This is a genomic window from Corynebacterium sphenisci DSM 44792 (assembly GCF_001941505.1).
In the GTDB taxonomy this organism is placed as follows: domain Bacteria; phylum Actinomycetota; class Actinomycetes; order Mycobacteriales; family Mycobacteriaceae; genus Corynebacterium; species Corynebacterium sphenisci.
Map to the genome: position 1 here is coordinate 773,416 of NZ_CP009248.1, position 14,085 is coordinate 787,500.

At 74.5% G+C, this 14,085-nt stretch carries 13 protein-coding genes; 5 read left to right on the forward strand and 8 right to left on the reverse strand.

The features are described from left to right. Positions 1–69: 69 nt before the first annotated feature. The 5 genes from CSPHI_RS03525 to CSPHI_RS03545 form a co-directional block, all read right to left on the reverse strand. Positions 70–1,497: an NAD(P)(+) transhydrogenase (Re/Si-specific) subunit beta gene (locus CSPHI_RS03525; RefSeq protein WP_245803378.1), complete on the reverse strand. Its 1,428-nt coding sequence runs from the start codon at positions 1,495–1,497 to the stop codon at positions 70–72. Between the two features lie 109 nt (positions 1,498–1,606). Next, complete coding sequence (locus CSPHI_RS03530; protein ID WP_075691525.1) at positions 1,607–3,178, reverse strand: Re/Si-specific NAD(P)(+) transhydrogenase subunit alpha; 1,572 nt, start codon at positions 3,176–3,178, stop codon at positions 1,607–1,609. Between the two features lie 770 nt (positions 3,179–3,948). Beyond that, complete coding sequence (locus tag CSPHI_RS03535; RefSeq protein WP_075691526.1) at positions 3,949–5,649, reverse strand: phospho-sugar mutase; 1,701 nt, start codon at positions 5,647–5,649, stop codon at positions 3,949–3,951. Position 5,650: 1 nt separating this feature from the next. Continuing rightward, positions 5,651–6,310, reverse strand: coding sequence for a deoxyribose-phosphate aldolase (gene deoC / locus CSPHI_RS03540; protein ID WP_075691527.1), 660 nt, complete (start codon positions 6,308–6,310; stop codon positions 5,651–5,653). A 96-nt stretch (positions 6,311–6,406) separates the two neighbouring features. Then, a complete protein-coding gene (locus CSPHI_RS03545) occupies positions 6,407–7,690 on the reverse strand; it encodes a thymidine phosphorylase (RefSeq protein WP_075691528.1) in 1,284 nt (427 codons plus the stop codon). 168 nt (positions 7,691–7,858) lie between these two features. Here CSPHI_RS03545 and CSPHI_RS03550 point away from each other — a divergent pair, with 168 nt between their 5' ends. After that, positions 7,859–8,257: a cytidine deaminase gene (locus CSPHI_RS03550; protein WP_075691529.1), complete on the forward strand. Its 399-nt coding sequence runs from the start codon at positions 7,859–7,861 to the stop codon at positions 8,255–8,257. Positions 8,258–8,334: 77 nt separating this feature from the next. After that, on the forward strand, positions 8,335–9,555 hold the full coding sequence (locus CSPHI_RS03555) for a NupC/NupG family nucleoside CNT transporter (protein WP_075691530.1): 1,221 nt from the start codon (positions 8,335–8,337) through the stop codon (positions 9,553–9,555). Between the two features lie 4 nt (positions 9,556–9,559). Here CSPHI_RS03555 and CSPHI_RS03560 read toward each other — a convergent pair whose 3' ends face one another. Next, positions 9,560–10,513, reverse strand: a complete 954-nt coding sequence (locus CSPHI_RS03560; protein ID WP_075691531.1) for a sugar-binding transcriptional regulator — start codon at positions 10,511–10,513, stop codon at positions 9,560–9,562. Between the two features lie 194 nt (positions 10,514–10,707). Here CSPHI_RS03560 and CSPHI_RS03565 point away from each other — a divergent pair, with 194 nt between their 5' ends. Continuing rightward, a complete protein-coding gene (locus tag CSPHI_RS03565) occupies positions 10,708–11,139 on the forward strand; it encodes a DUF302 domain-containing protein (RefSeq protein ID WP_245803344.1) in 432 nt (143 codons plus the stop codon). Positions 11,140–11,197: 58 nt separating this feature from the next. On the opposite strand, the gene CSPHI_RS03570 is transcribed toward CSPHI_RS03565, so the two are convergent. Continuing rightward, entirely contained in the window at positions 11,198–12,037 is an 840-nt protein-coding gene (locus CSPHI_RS03570; RefSeq protein ID WP_075691532.1) for a siderophore-interacting protein, read from the reverse strand. A 70-nt stretch (positions 12,038–12,107) separates the two neighbouring features. On the opposite strand from CSPHI_RS03570, the gene CSPHI_RS03575 reads away from it, so the two are divergent. Together CSPHI_RS03575 and CSPHI_RS03580 are read left to right on the forward strand one after the other, a co-directional pair. Further along, on the forward strand, positions 12,108–12,545 hold the full coding sequence (locus CSPHI_RS03575) for a pyrimidine dimer DNA glycosylase/endonuclease V (protein WP_075691533.1): 438 nt from the start codon (positions 12,108–12,110) through the stop codon (positions 12,543–12,545). A gap of 70 nt (positions 12,546–12,615) precedes the next feature. Further along, positions 12,616–13,080, forward strand: coding sequence for a YjgN family protein (locus tag CSPHI_RS03580; RefSeq protein ID WP_211274681.1), 465 nt, complete (start codon positions 12,616–12,618; stop codon positions 13,078–13,080). On the opposite strand, the gene CSPHI_RS03585 is transcribed toward CSPHI_RS03580, so the two are convergent. Beyond that, positions 13,077–14,030, reverse strand: coding sequence for an ADP-ribosylglycohydrolase family protein (locus CSPHI_RS03585; RefSeq protein ID WP_075691534.1), 954 nt, complete (start codon positions 14,028–14,030; stop codon positions 13,077–13,079). The two genes, CSPHI_RS03580 and CSPHI_RS03585, sit on opposite strands and share 4 nt — an antisense overlap. Positions 14,031–14,085 lie beyond the last annotated feature (55 nt).

Genomic DNA, 14,085 nt, shown 5'->3' on the forward strand with positions numbered 1-14,085 from the left:
GGACGCGGACGCGCCCCGGGGAACGGGTCCCCGGGGCGCGTCCGCGGCCCCGCCGGCGCGGTATGCGGCTCAGCGCACCTCGGCGGTCTGCAGGCCCTGCACCAGGGCCTCCACGGAGGCCTTGGCGTCGCCGAGCAGCATGTCCGAGTTCTCCTTGAAGAACAGCGGGTTCTGCACCCCCGCGTAGCCGGAGCCCATGGAGCGCTTGAACACCACGACCCGCTCGGCCTCCCACACCTTGAGCACCGGCATGCCGGCGATGGGCGAGCCGGGCTCCTCGGCGATCGGGTTGACCGTGTCATTGGCGCCGATCACCAGCACCACGTCGATCTCGTCGAAGTCGTCGTTGACCTCGTCCATCTCCAGCACGATGTCGTAGGGCACCTTCGCCTCGGCGAGGAGGACGTTCATGTGCCCGGGCAGCCGGCCGGCGACCGGGTGGATGCCGAAGGTGACGGTCTTGCCGGCCTCCCGCAGCTTCCGGGTGAGCTCGGCGACGGGGTACTGGGCCTGGGAGACGGCCATCCCGTAGCCGGGGGTGATCATCACGGTGCGGGCGCCCTTGAGCAGCTCCACGGTCTCCGCGGCGCTGATCTCGGTGTGCGTGCCGTAGTCCTCGCCGCCGGCGACGGCGCCGCCGTCGGTGCCGAAGCCGCCGAGCAGCACCGAGGAGAAGGAGCGGTTCATCGCCTCGCACATGATGTAGGACAGGTAGGCGCCGGAGGAGCCGACCAGGGCGCCGGTGATGATGAGCAGCGTGTTGCCCAGCATCAGGCCGGTGAAGGCCGCGGCCCAGCCGGAGTAGGAGTTCATGATGGACACCACCACGGGCATGTCGCCGCCGCCGATGGCGATCACCAGATGCCAGCCCAGGAACAGCGCCAGCGCGGTCATCACGCCCAGCGCCGCCCAGGCCCAGGGGCCCTCGGCGAGCACCACGAAGGCGATCAGGAGCACCAGGGCGATCCCCAGCAGCACCAGGTTGAGCAGGTTGCGCGCCGGCAGCAGCACCGGGGCCCCGGAGATCCGCGTGGACAGCTTCAGCCCGGCGACGATGGACCCGGAGAAGGTCACCGCGCCGATCAGCACGCCGATGAACACCTCGCCGCGGTGGAAGGCCATCATCGCGGCGTCGGAGGTGTCCAGGTGCTCGGGGGAGATGTAGGAGTTGTAGCCGATGAACACCGCGCCGAGGCCGACCAGGCCGTTGAACATGGCGATCAGCTGCGGCAGCCCGGTCATCTCCACGCTGGTGGCGCGCCAGATGCCGTAGACGGCGCCGAGGCCCATCGCCGCGGCGACCAGGATCACGGTGACCACCGGGCCGCGGTGCGCCTCGGGTTCGGTGGCGGAGACCACCGCGGCCTGGATCACCGCGGCAACCACGGCGACCCCCATGCCGGTCATGCCCAGGGCGTTGCCGCGCCGGGCGGTGGTGGGCTTGGACAGCCCGGACAGGGCCATGATGAACAGCACCGCGGCGAGGATGTAGGCCATGTTGGACAGCCGGGCGGTCCAGGCCTGCAGGTCGGCGCCCGCGGCGGGGGAGTCGGCCAGCAGCAGGCCGCCGGCGAGGTGCAGGGTGTGCGCGTCGACGATCATGGTCTCACGCCTCCTTCCGGAACATGCCGAGCATGCGGTGGGTGATGGCGAAGCCGCCGAAGATGTTGACCGAGCTGACCGCGATGGCGGCGAAGGCCACCGCGGCGACCAGCGGGTCCTTCGACCCGACCTGGAGGATCGCGCCGACCAGGACGATGCCGGAGATGGCGTTGGTCTCCGACATCAGCGGGGTGTGCAGGGTGGGGGTGACCGCGGAGATCACGTAGAAGCCGAGCACGATGGCCAGGGTGAGCACCATGTAGTTGGCGCTCACCGTCAGCGGGGAGACCAGGATCAGCGCGATCGCGGCCGCGATGGCGAGGCCGAGGCCGAGTTTCGCGCCGGACCCGCCGCCGCCGACCACGGAGACCTTCTCCGGGCCGGCCTGGTGCGCCTTCTTCGCCAGCTCCTCCTGCTTGTCCGCGGCCGGGGTGATGGACACCTGCACCGGCGGCGGGGGCCAGAGGATCTCGGCGGCGGCGTCGCCCTCGCCGGCCCGGGTGACGGTGATGCCGCGGATGATCTCGTCCCCGAGGTCCAGCACGGGGGTGCCGTCCTTCTCCGGGGTGATGAGCTTGAACAGGTTGACGATGTTCTGCCCGTAGAGCTGGGAGGCCTGGCCGGGCAGCCGGCTGGCCAGATCCCGGTGCCCGATGATGGTCACGCCGCCCTCGGTGACGATGGTCTCCCCGGCGACGGTGAGCTCGCAGTTGCCGCCGTTGGCCGCGGCCATGTCCACGATCACCGAACCGGGGCGCATATTGGCCACGTCGTCGGCGGTGAGCAGGGTGGGGGAGGTCCGGCCCGGGATGTTCGCGGTGGTGATCACGATGTCCGCGGCGGCGGACTGCTCGGAGTACAGCTTCGCCGCGGCGGTGGCCTGGTCGGCGGTCATCTCCTTGGCGTAGCCGTCGGCGGAGCGCTCCGCGGCCGCCGGGATCGGGATGAACTCGGCGCCCATCGACTCGACCTGCTCGCCGGCCTCGGGGCGCAGGTCGGTGGCGCGCACCACCGCGCCCATGGAGTTCGCCGCGCCGATCGCGGCGAGCCCGCCGACCCCGGCGCCGATGACGTACACGGTGGCCGGGGGCACTTTGCCGGCGGCGGTGACCTGGCCGGTGAACAGGCGCCCGAAGGCGGCGGCGGCCTCGACCACGGCGCGGTAGCCGGCGATGTTCGCCATGGAGGACAGCACGTCCATGGACTGGGCGCGGGACAGCCGGGGCACCGCGTCCATGGCCAGGGCGGTGATCCGGTGCTCGGCGAGCTCCTCGATGAGCTCGGGGTGCCGGCCGGGGGCCATCCGGGCGATGAGCATGGCGCCGGGGCGCATCCGGGCGCGGTGCGCGGCGTCCGGGGCGTCGAGGAGGGTGACGATGTCGGCCTCCCAGACCTCCTCACCGACGATGCGGGCGCCGGCGGCGGCGTAGAGCTCGTCGGGGAAGGCGGCCTCGGCGCCGGCGCCGGCCTGCACGTCCACGTCGTAGCCGAGCTTGATCAGCTTGCCGACGGTGTCCGGGGTGGCGGCGACGAGCGGTTGCCGCTCACCGGGTTCTGTGGGGACTCCGATTCGCACTTCGTCTCCTGAAGGGTCTTGCTGGGCGGTAAAGGGGGCGGGCTGCGGGCCTCATGGGTGCGGACCTCGGTGCGGCGGGTGTGCCGGCGTGCGCAACATGCTTATTTAAGAAGCTGTAAGCCGGTGGCGCACCCCTTTGCCGCGGATCCGCCCGCGCCGATCCGCCCCGGATCCGCCGCGGGGGCATACCCGGTGGCAGACGCCGTTCATGCGGGCGCGATGGTTTTGTTCGGCTTTCTGAATCGGGGGTGACCCACGTCACCCCCGGCCCCGCCCCGGGGCCCGCGCCACGGCCGTTTCCCCGCCCCTCAATCGGGTTCAGCGCGCATCCGCGGCACCCCACGGCACCGGCCCGGTTCGCCGGGGCCGTCCTGGTCCGGGGCGGCGGATCGGCGGGGTGGCGCGGTCCGCGGGCTCCGGCTCCGGCTGCTCGACGGTCGTCGCCCACGTCGTCCCGGGGGAGGGTGGCGGCCCGCCGTGGACGTCCTCCGCGCGGTGTCGGGGCCGGCCGCTGGTGCCGCCGGTGAACCAGGTGGTGCCGCGCTCGTGGATGCCCTCAGGGGATTTCGCGCAGCGGGCGGTGGTCTCGTTCAGCGGGGTCGGCCCGCCGGTGGGCGCCCCGGTGCGGCCCCGCGGCCGGTCCCCGCGCGCCGCTGGGCGGTGCCGGTCGGCCGGTCCCCGGTGGTCATCATCCCCGTGGCGGGGCAGTTCCGGCCGGGGTGCGGCCGATGATCCCGGCGCCGCCGGGTCGGTAGCGGCAGGGCCGCCGCCTAGAGGCCGAGGGCGTCCCGCATCCTCGCCGCGATGGCGTCCAAGCGGGCCTCCGCCCGCGCCCGGGCGGCGGCGACGTCGCCGCCGGCGACGTCGACGATGACCTCCAGGTAGCACTTCAGCTTCGGCTCGGTGCCGGAGGGCCGGGCGATCACCCGGTCGGCGTCCGCGGTGGTCAGCGCCACCGCGTTGGTGGCCGGCAGCCCCGCCGCACCCTCCGCGTAGTCCCGGACGCCGGTCACCGCGGAGCCGGCGAGCTCCCCGGGCGGGGACTGCCGCAGCCGGGCCATCGCCCCGGCGATCCGGGCGGTGTCGGCCACCCGCACGGTGAGCGGCCGGGTGAGGTGCAGCCCGTGGGCGCGGGCCAGATCGTCGAGCACGTCGCCGAGGTCCCGGCCGGCGGGGGCCAGCGCGGCGGCGATGTCGGCGACCCGCACCGCGGCGGAGACCCCGTCCTTGTCGCGCACCCGCCCCGGGTCCACGCAGTAGCCGATCGCCTCCTCGTAGCCGTAGACGATGCCCGGGGCCTGGGAGATCCACTTGAACCCGGTGAGGGTCTCCACGTGGCCCAGGCCGTGCGCGGCGGCGATCCGGGCGGGCAGCCGGGAGGAGACCATGGAGTTGGCCAGGCTCGCCCCATGCTCCCCGGCGTGCTCGCGGGCGAGGTACTCGGCGAGCACCGCGCCGAGCTCATCGCCGGAGAGCAGCCGGTAGCCGCCCTCGGCCGCGTCATCGGCGATCGCGGCGGCGCAGCGGTCGGCGTCCGGGTCCGCGGCGAGGATGAGATCCGCGCCGATCCGGCGGGCCTCCGCCAGCGCCAGGTCCAGGGCCCCGGGCTCCTCCGGGTTGGGGAACTCCACGGTGGGGAAGTCCGGGTCCGGTTCGAACTGGGCGGCCACCGGGTGCACCGAGGTGAACCCGGCCCGGGCCAGGGCCGCGGCGATGGGCGCCCCGCCCACCCCGTGCATGGGGGTCAGCGCGATGCGGAGCCGGCCGCGTGCGGCCGGGTCGGAGACGCGGGCCAGCGAGGCGGCCCGGTCCAGGTAGTCCTCGAGGACCCCGGGGCCGAGCCGGCGGATCCGGGAGCGGTCGCGGGGCACCTCGTCGGCGGGCGGGGCCGCGGCGATCGCCTCGGCGATGAGCCGGTCATGCGGGGCGGTGATCTGGGCCCCCACCTGGGAGTCGCGCTCGGCCAGGGCCCGCCCCAGGTAGACCTTGTAGCCGTTGTCGGCGGGCGGGTTGTGGCTGGCGGTGATCATCACCCCGGCATCGGCGGGCAGCGCCCGGGTGAGGTAGGCGGTCACCGGGGTGGGCAGCGCCGCCGGCAGCAGCAGCGCCTCGCCGCCGGCGGCGGAGACGACCTCCGCGGCGGCGGCCTGGAAGGCCGCGGAGCCGTGCCGGGCGTCGCAGCCGAGGACCACCCGCCAGGTCCCGGTGGCGTGGGCGCGCACATGGGCGGCCACCCCGGCGGTGGCGCGCAGCACGGTGGCCAGGTTCATCCGGGATTCGCCGGGGCCGAGCCGGCCGCGCAGCCCGGCGGTGCCGAACTCCAGGGGCCCGGCGAAGGCCGCGGCGAGGCCGGCGCGGTCCCCGGCGTCGAGGAGCGCGGTGAGCTCCGCCCGGGTCACCGGGTCCGGGTCGTGGTCCCGCCAGCGCCGGGCGCGGGCGAGGAGATCGGCGGCGTCGTCCTGCGGGGCCATCTCAGTCCAGCCCCTCCAGGACGGCCCGGGAGGAGGACAGGCCCAGCCGGGTGGCCCCGGCGGCGAGCATCTCCCGGGCGGCGGCGGCGTCGCGGATCCCGCCGGAGGCCTTCACCCCGAGCCGGCCGCCGACGGTGTCCGCCATCAGCCGCACCGCATGCGCGCTGGCCCCGCCGGCGGGGTGGAAGCCGGTGGAGGTCTTCACGTAGTCGGCGCCGGCGTCCTCGGCGGCGCGGCAGCAGGCGACGATCTCGGCGTCGTCGAGGGCGGCGGATTCGATGATCACCTTCAGCAGGGCGGTGCCGCAGGCGCGCTTGACCTCGGCGATCTCCTCGGCGACCGCGGCGAAATCGCCGGCCTTGACCAGGCCGAGGTTGACCACCATGTCCACCTCCTCGGCGCCGGCGGCGACGGCGCGGGCGGCCTCGGCGGCCTTCACCTCCGCCGCATGGGCCCCGGAGGGGAAGCCCACCACGGTGGCCAGGTGCAGTCCGGCGGGCAGGTCCGCGGGCAGCAGGGAGGGGGAGACGCACACCGACCAGCAGCCGAGTTCGGCGGCCTCTGCGACCAGGTCGGCGACCTGGTCGGCGGTGGCCTCGGGGGTGAGCAGGGTGTGGTCGATGACGGCGGCGACGTCCGCGCGGGAGGCGGGGGCGGTCATGGGGTTCCTTTCGGGGTCGGGGTATGCGGTGGTGCGGGTGCGGGTGCGGGGCGGGCCCGGTGCCCCGGGCCGGCGCGGCCCGGGGCGGGGGCGGGGCTAGGCGATCCGGTCCAGGATCACCCGCCGCTCGGGGGCGGGGCCGTCGCCGACCTCGATGCCCGGGGTCACCGACTCCAGGGCGCGGTCGACGCGGTCCGGCTCATCGGTGTGCAGGGTGAGCAGCCGCTGTCCGGCGGTGACCCGCTCGCCGAGCCCGGCGTGGATCTCGATGCCGGCGCCGGCCTGGACCGGATCGCCCTTGCGGGCCCGGCCGGCGCCGAGCCGCCAGGAGCCGACGCCCAGGGCCAGGGCGTCCAGGCGGGTGACCGTCCCGTCGCGCTCGGCGCGCACCTCGTGGGTGTGCCGCGCGACGGGCAGCGGCGCGTCCGGATCCCCGCCCTGGGCGCGGATCATCTCCCGCCAGCGGTCCATGGCCCGGCCGTCGGCCAGCGCCGCCTCCACGTCGGGGTCCTCGACCCCGGCGGCGGCGAGCATCTCCCGGGCGAGGGCGCAGGTGAGCTCCACGACATCGGCGGGGCCGCCGCCGGCGAGCACCTCCACGGATTCGGCGACCTCCAGGGCGTTGCCGATCTTCCGGCCCAGCGGCACGCTCATGTCGGTGAGCAGGGCGACGGTGTCCACCCCGGCGTCGCGGCCGAGGTCGACCATGGTGCGGGCGAGCTCCCGAGCCTGGTCCTCGTCCTTCATGAAGGCCCCGGAGCCGACCTTGACGTCGAGCACCAGGGAGCCGGTGCCCTCGGCGATCTTCTTGCTCATGATGGAGCTGGCGATGAGCGGGATGCAGTCCACCGTGGAGGTGATGTCGCGCAGCGCGTAGATCTTCTTGTCCGCCGGGGCCAGGCCCGTCCCGGCGGCGCAGATCACGCAGCCCGGGTCCTCCAGGATCTCCATCAGCCGGGTGTTGGAGACCTCCGCCCGCCAGCCGGGGATGGCCTCCAGCTTGTCCAGGGTGCCGCCGGTGTGGCCGAGGCCGCGGCCGGAGAGCTGCGGCACCGCCACCCCGTAGGCGGCGACCAGCGGGGCCAGCGGCAGGGTGATCTTGTCGCCCACGCCGCCGGTGGAGTGCTTGTCCGCGGTGGGCCGGGACAGCGACTCGAAGCTCATCGTCTCGCCGGAGTCGATCATCGCCCGGGTCCACCGGGCGATCTCGGCGCGGTCCATGCCGCGCAGGAAGATCGCCATGTTCAGCGCGGCCATCTGCTCATCGCCGACCACCCCGCGGGTGTAGGCGTCGATGACCCAGTCGATCCGCCCGTCGTCGAGTCGCCCGCCGTCGCGCTTGATGCGGATGACGTCGACCATGTCGAACCTCTCGGCCATGTTCTTGAATGCTCCTTCTGCTGGTGGGGGCGGGTGGCCCCGGTGCGGGTGGCGGTCTTGCCGCCGGCGTCGGCCTCCATTATGGTGAGCGGTGGAACAAATGTCAACGGGCAAGTTGCCAAGTGTAAAACCCGCCGGCGACCTGCCCCCATCCGGGAGGAACCGCCCATGGCCGTCACCGACGCCGACCTGCTCGCCCTGGCCCACCGGGCCGCGAGGAACTCCTACTCGCCCTACTCCGGCTTCCCCGTCGGAGCCGCGCTGCTCACCGAGGCCGGGGAGACGATCACCGCCGCCAACGTGGAGAACGCCTCCTACGGGCTGACCAACTGCGCGGAGCGCTCCGCGGTGTTCCGGATGGTGGCCGAGGCCGGCCCCGGCGCCCGGGTGGTGGCCTGCGCCATCGCCGGGCCCGGCGCCGCCCCGCTGCCGCCCTGCGGGGCCTGCCGCCAGGTGCTGCACGAGTTCGGCTGCACCCGGGTGGTGCTCGAGGACGACGCCGGCGATCCGCTGGTGCTCGACCTCGCCGACCTGCTGCCGCACGCCTTCGGCCCCGGGGACCTCTAGCCCCGGCCGCGCCGGGCCCCGCGCCCCGATTCCCCCGACCTCACCCGATCCCCATCCCCCGAAAGGACCCCCCGATCATGGAACGCCTCCAGGGCCTGCTCGGCGTCATCGCCATCCTGGGCCTCGCGATCACGTTCTCCCGGCACCGCACCGCCATCAAATGGCGCACCCTCGGCGTCGGCCTCGCCCTGCAGGTGGGCTTCGCGCTGCTGGTGCTCAAATGGGAGCCCGGTTTCGCGGCGCTGAAGGCCACCGCCCGCGGGGTGCAGAAGCTCATCGACTTCACCGACGCCGGCACCGGCTTCGTCTTCGGCGCCCTGCTGCCGGAGGCCGACGAGGGCTTCATCTTCGCGCTCAACGTGCTGCCGGTGATCATCTTCCTCGGCGCCATCCTCGGCGCCCTGTACTACCTGCGGGTGGTGCAGTACCTCGTCGACGCCGTGGGCACCGTGCTCAACCGCATCCTGGGCACCTCCAAGGTGGAGTCGGTGTGGGCCTCGACGGTGATCTTCCTCGGCCAGTCCGAGGCGCCGCTGGTGATCAAGCCCTATCTGCCGCGGCTGACGAAATCCGAGCTCTTCGCCTGTATGACCGGCGGCTTCGCCTCCGTGGCGGGATCGACGCTGATCGGCTACTCGCTGCTCGGCGCGCCCCTGGAGTACCTGCTGGCCGCCTCGGTGATGAACGCCCCCGGCTCGCTGATCATGGCCAAGGCCTTCTGGCCGGAGACCGAGGAGAGCGAACTGGACGCCTCGGTGCGCGATGTGCGCGACACCGAGTCGAAGAACGTCATCGACGCCCTCGGCGCCGGGGCGATGAACGGCGGCAAGGTCGCGGTCATCGTGGCCTGCCTGCTCATCGCCTTCATCGCGGTCATCGCCATGGCCTCGGCGATCATCGGCGGCGTGGGCGCCTGGTTCGGCCAGGACAACTGGTCCCTGGAGGGCCTGTTCGGGCTCGCCTTCGCCCCGGTGGCCTGGCTCATCGGGGTGCCCTGGGAGGACGCCGGGCTGGTCGGCAACTTCATCGGGCAGAAGACCGTGCTCAACGAGTTCGTCGGCTACACCGCCTTCGGCGAGGCCCGGCACCTGCTCAGCGAGAAGTCCATCATGCTCTCCACCTTCGCCCTGGCCGGGTTCGCGAACATCTCCTCCATCGCCATCCAGATCGGCGCCATCGGCGGGCTCGCCCCGGAGCGCCGCGGCGAGGTCGCCAAGAACGGGCCCCTGGCCCTGGCCGCCGGGTTCTCCACGAACATGCTCAACGCCGCCCTGGTCGGCGTGGTCGCCTTCGGCTGAGCCGCTATCCCTGCCCCGGCCCGGCGAGGTCCAGCACCCGCCGGGCCGTCGGCGCGTCGATGACCAGGTGGGTGGCCAACCCGGTGCGCAGCGCCACCTCGATCGCGTCGGCCTTGTCCGCCCCGCCGGCGATGAGCAGCCGGGCGGGCAGCGCGCGCAGCTGGTGCAGTTCGATGCCCACCGTGCGCGCGTCGATCTCGGGCACCGCGACCCCGCCGTCGGCGCGGAAGAACCGGGAGCAGGCGTCGCCCACGGCGCGCTCCAGCAGCAGCCGCCGCTCGTCCTCGGTGAGCAGGCCCAGGTTCAGCGCCAGGGAGTCGGGGCTGACCCCGCCGACGGTGAACACCGCCAGGTCCACCGCCCGGCCCAGGGCCAGGATCCGGGCGATGTGCCGGTCCTCCTCCACGATCCGCTTGGTCTCCACCGAGTCGAAGATGCCGGGCAGCGGCAGGGTGCGCGCCCAGGCGTCGTAGGCGGCGCAGAAGCCGTTGATGGTCTGCAGATCCTCGGTGGACCGGTCCGAATGCGACTGCCCGCCCTTGAGCTGGATGATCTCCACGCCCCGGACGTGCTTGCGGCGCAGCTGCAGCGCGGTGGAGAGCATGGTGCGCCCCCAGGACACCCCCACCAGCATCCCGTCCACGACCAGCTCGTCGAGCACCTCGGCGCCGATCCGGCCCAGATCCGCCAGCAGCGCCTCGGCCCGGTCGTGCACCGGCTGCGCCAGGCGCACCTCGGCCAGGTTGTACCGCCCGGCGAGCTCCTCCGCCAGCGCCGAGGAGCGCTCCCGGGGATCGTGCACGGTGATGCTCACCCAGCCCCGATCGTGGGCGTGCTGGATGAGCTTGGCGACGGTGGGCCGGGACACGCCCAGGGCCTCGGCGACCGCGGCCTGGGTGAGGTCCTCCCCGTAGTACAGCTTCGCCGCCTGCAGCGCCTGCTCATCGCGCGCGTCCATCATCCTCCCGTCCCCGGCGGCCGGGCCGGCCGCGGTCGGGGCCGATTCTACGTGCCCGGACCCGCCCCACGGCACCGCATCCGGTCGCCCGCCGCCGCCCGCGCCCCCTTCCCCGGGGAAGCCCCCGGGGGTATCGTGGGCGGGGACACCGCGCCCGCGCCGGCGGGCGCCGCCAACAAGAGGAGGCATGCCCGATGGACAGCATGGACGCGTACGCCGATCCCGACGGGGAGCTCGGCATCGGCACCGTGGTGCACGGCGACTTCGACGAGGTCGTCGAGCGCACCCGGGCCGCGATCGCCGAGGGTGGGTTCGGGGTGCTGACCGAGATCGACGTCACCGCGACACTGCGCGACAAGCTCGGCCGGGAGATCGAGCGGCTGCTCATCCTCGGCGCCTGCAACCCGGCCTTCGCCGCGGAGGCCCTGGACGCCTCCCGGGACGTGAGCCTGGTGATGCCCTGCAACGTGGTGGTCCGCGAGGACCCGGCGCTCGGCGCCGACGCGGTGCGGGTGGTCGCGATGAGCCCGGCGGCGATGGGCCGGATGGCCGGGGTGGCCGGGCTCGGGGATCTGATGGGCCGCGCCGAGGAGATGATGCGGGGGATCATCGGCTCCCTGGAGTAGCCGCCCCCGGTGCGGTCCGCGCCGCCGCCGGCCCCGGCGGGGCCGGCGGCCCGGCGGCCTAGTCCTCGGGGCGGTTGTCCCGCTTCCAGAGGCGGAAGCCCTCCTCGGAGCGGCCCTGCCGCCAGTAGCCGGAGATCGACGCCCCGCGCACGGTGACGCCCAGGTCCTTGAGCCAGGGCCGGATCTTCTTCATCACCGCATGGGCCTCGCCGTGGACGAACACCTGCAGGCCCTCCGGCTCCACGTGCACCTGGCGCACCGCGGCGGCCAGGGCGTCGCCCGGGGTCTCCCAGGGGGTGACGTGGCGCACCCGCAGGCCCGGGTGCTCCGGCAGCAGCCCCATGTCCGAGGGGTGCGGGGTCTCCACCACCACATCGCCGACCGCCTCCGCCGGCATGGCGCGCATCGCCGCGGCGATGGCCGGCAGCGCCGCGGCGTCCCCGGCGAGCAGGTGCCGGGCGGCGCCGGCGTCCGGGGCGTAGTTGCCGCCCGGGCCGAAGACCTCCAGCCAGTCGCCCTCGGCCGCGGCCAGCGCCCAGGGGCCGGCCAGGCCCTCGCCGTGCGCGACGAAGTCGACCACCCCGGTGATCCGCTCCCCCTCCACCGCGACCGAATGGAGGGTGTAGGTGCGCATCACGATCGCGTCCTCGTCCTCGCCGGGGGAGTTGGCCTCCAGCTCCTCCGCGGTGAGCCCCTCGGGGGCGGGGAAGATGAGCTTGACGTACATGTCCGTGTCCGGGGAGGCGGTGAACTCCTCGACCTCCTCGGCGGGCACGCCGCGGATCTCGAAGGCCACCCGCTGCAGGGTGGGGGAGAGCCGCTCGGTCCCGGTGACGACGAACACGGCGCCGCCGTGCGGGCCGGCGGCGGGTGCGGGTTTCTCGTTGGAATCGACCATGGCGGTGAGGTTAGCCATTCCTTTCGGGGCGGACAAGGGCCGCCGCGGCCGCGGCGGGTACCGTGGGCGCATGCGGATCTGGAGCATGCACCCCGGCTACCTGGATCGTATCGGGCTGGTCGCCTGCTGGCGGGAGACCCTGCTGGCGCAGAAGGTCCTCGCCGGGGGAACCCGCGGCTACCGCAACCACCCGCAGCTGGCCCGGTTCCGCGGCCACGCCGATCCGCTGGCGGCGGTGGGCTTCTACCTCGCCGGGCTGCACGCCGAGGCCGGCGCCCGCGGCTACTCCTTCAACGGGTCGCTCATCCTGGTCCCGCCGCCGCCGCGGCCGGCGCCCATCGAACTCACCCGCGGCCAGCTCGCCCACGAGTTCGCGCATCTGCGCGCCAAGCTCGCCGGGCGCAGCCCCGGCACCCTGGAGGGGCCCCGCTGGGCGGCCGGGGAGGGGGAGGCCCACCCCCTGTTCGAGCTCGTCGACGGGCCGGTCGCCGACTGGGAGCGGGTCTAGCCAACCGGGCATGGACCGCCTATGCTCACCCCCGCCGGGGGCGAGGGCCGGTCCCGGCAGGAAGGTCCCGATGGGCGTCAACCCCCACGACCACGCACGCGGCGGCTACCCCGAGGACGGCTTCGGCGGCCGGCAGCCGGTGGATCCCTTCGCCGCGCCGCCGCCGGCGCCGGCGACGACGGCCGGCCCGGTGATGCCGCCCCCGGTGCCCGGGGCGCCGATGTACCGCTTCACCGGCGGCGCCGGCGGCTGGCTGGTCAACTCCATCGCCGCCTTCCTCATCACCACCGTCACCCTGGGGCTCGGCACCCCCTGGGCGACGGTGCTGCTGGAGGGCTGGAAGGCCCGCAACACCTACCTCTTCGGCCATCGGCTGCGCTTCACCGGCAGCGGGCTGGGCCTGTTCGGCCAGTGGGTGAAGTGGTGGTTCCTGATCCTCATCACCTTCGGCATCTACGCGTTCTGGGTGGTGCCGCGCTACACCGGCTGGATCGTGGAGCACCGCGCCTACGACGATCCCCGGCTGAACGGCTAGCCGGCGGCGTCGCCGGGCAGCGCGAGCAGCCGGTCCACCAGGTCCGGCACCGCGCCGGGCCAGTACCGGCGGTGCAGCGGATGGGCCACCCCCGGGGCGCCGGCCGCCGGCCGGCAGCCCAGCACCGGGTCCACCCAGCGCACCGGCCAGGCCGCGGCGCCGAAGCGGGCGCCGAGGGCCGCCCCGGCGATGGCGGCGTTGGTGTCGGTGTCCCCGCCCAGGCCGACCACCGCCACCAGCGCCTCCTCCGGGTCCTCGGCGCCGAGCAGCGCGGCGACCGCCCCGGCCAGGGCGAGCAGCACCCAGCCGGAGTGCTCCGCGTAGCGCCCCCGGTCCCCGGCGGCGCCGGCCTCGATCGCCTCGGCGACCCGGTCGGTGGCCGCGGCGGCGCGCATCGCCGTCACCATCGCCTCCGCATCCGCCCCGCCGATGCCGGCGACCAGCCCGGCGACGAAGGCGGCCCCGGCGTCCCGGCACACCGGGGCGGGGTGGGTCAGCGCCGCATCGGCGCGGGCGGCGGCCATGGTGCGCGCCGGGTCCGCGCCGGGGCGGGCGCCGAAGACGCCCAGGGGGCTGACCCGCATCAGCGAGCCGTTGGCCTCGGACCCGGTGCCGGTCACCCCGTCCAGCAGCGCGGCCCGGGTGGTGATCCCGATGTCGACGGGCCCGGTGGCCGCCCAGCGCCGGTAGCCGGCGAGGGCGGCGTCCGGGTCGTAGCGGCCCCGGTCCACCACCGCCAGGGCCAGCTCCATGGCCATCTGGGAGTCGTCGGTCGGCTGGCCGGCGATGAGGTCCCAGGTGCCGCCGTCGGCGAGATCGCGCACCCCGTCGGGGAACTCCGCGGCGATGTCCGCCGCATCCCGGAACTCCACCCGGCTGCCCAGGGAATCGCCGATGAACTGCCCCAGCAGGCAGCCCAGCGCCCGGTCCCGGATCCCCTCGTCGATCACGCCGCTCTCCTCCTCGGCTCGGGGCCGGCCCCGCGCCGGCCGATTCGCCCCGGAC

Excerpts from the sequence above, each read along its gene's own strand:
- CSPHI_RS03525 (WP_245803378.1), bottom strand. The coding sequence starts at position 1,497 with ATGGCCTACATCCTCGCCGCGGTGCTGTTCATCATGGCCCTGTCCGGG.
- CSPHI_RS03535 (WP_075691526.1), bottom strand. The coding sequence starts at position 5,649 with ATGGCCCCGCAGGACGACGCCGCCGATCTCCTCGCCCGCGCCCGGCGC.
- deoC (WP_075691527.1), bottom strand. The coding sequence starts at position 6,310 with ATGACCGCCCCCGCCTCCCGCGCGGACGTCGCCGCCGTCATCGACCAC.
- CSPHI_RS03545 (WP_075691528.1), bottom strand. The coding sequence starts at position 7,690 with ATGGCCGAGAGGTTCGACATGGTCGACGTCATCCGCATCAAGCGCGAC.
- CSPHI_RS03550 (WP_075691529.1), top strand. The coding sequence starts at position 7,859 with ATGGCCGTCACCGACGCCGACCTGCTCGCCCTGGCCCACCGGGCCGCG.
- CSPHI_RS03555 (WP_075691530.1), top strand. The coding sequence starts at position 8,335 with ATGGAACGCCTCCAGGGCCTGCTCGGCGTCATCGCCATCCTGGGCCTC.
- CSPHI_RS03560 (WP_075691531.1), bottom strand. The coding sequence starts at position 10,513 with ATGGACGCGCGCGATGAGCAGGCGCTGCAGGCGGCGAAGCTGTACTAC.
- CSPHI_RS03565 (WP_245803344.1), top strand. The coding sequence starts at position 10,708 with ATGGACAGCATGGACGCGTACGCCGATCCCGACGGGGAGCTCGGCATC.
- CSPHI_RS03570 (WP_075691532.1), bottom strand. The coding sequence starts at position 12,037 with ATGGTCGATTCCAACGAGAAACCCGCACCCGCCGCCGGCCCGCACGGC.
- CSPHI_RS03575 (WP_075691533.1), top strand. The coding sequence starts at position 12,108 with ATGCGGATCTGGAGCATGCACCCCGGCTACCTGGATCGTATCGGGCTG.
- CSPHI_RS03580 (WP_211274681.1), top strand. The coding sequence starts at position 12,616 with ATGGGCGTCAACCCCCACGACCACGCACGCGGCGGCTACCCCGAGGAC.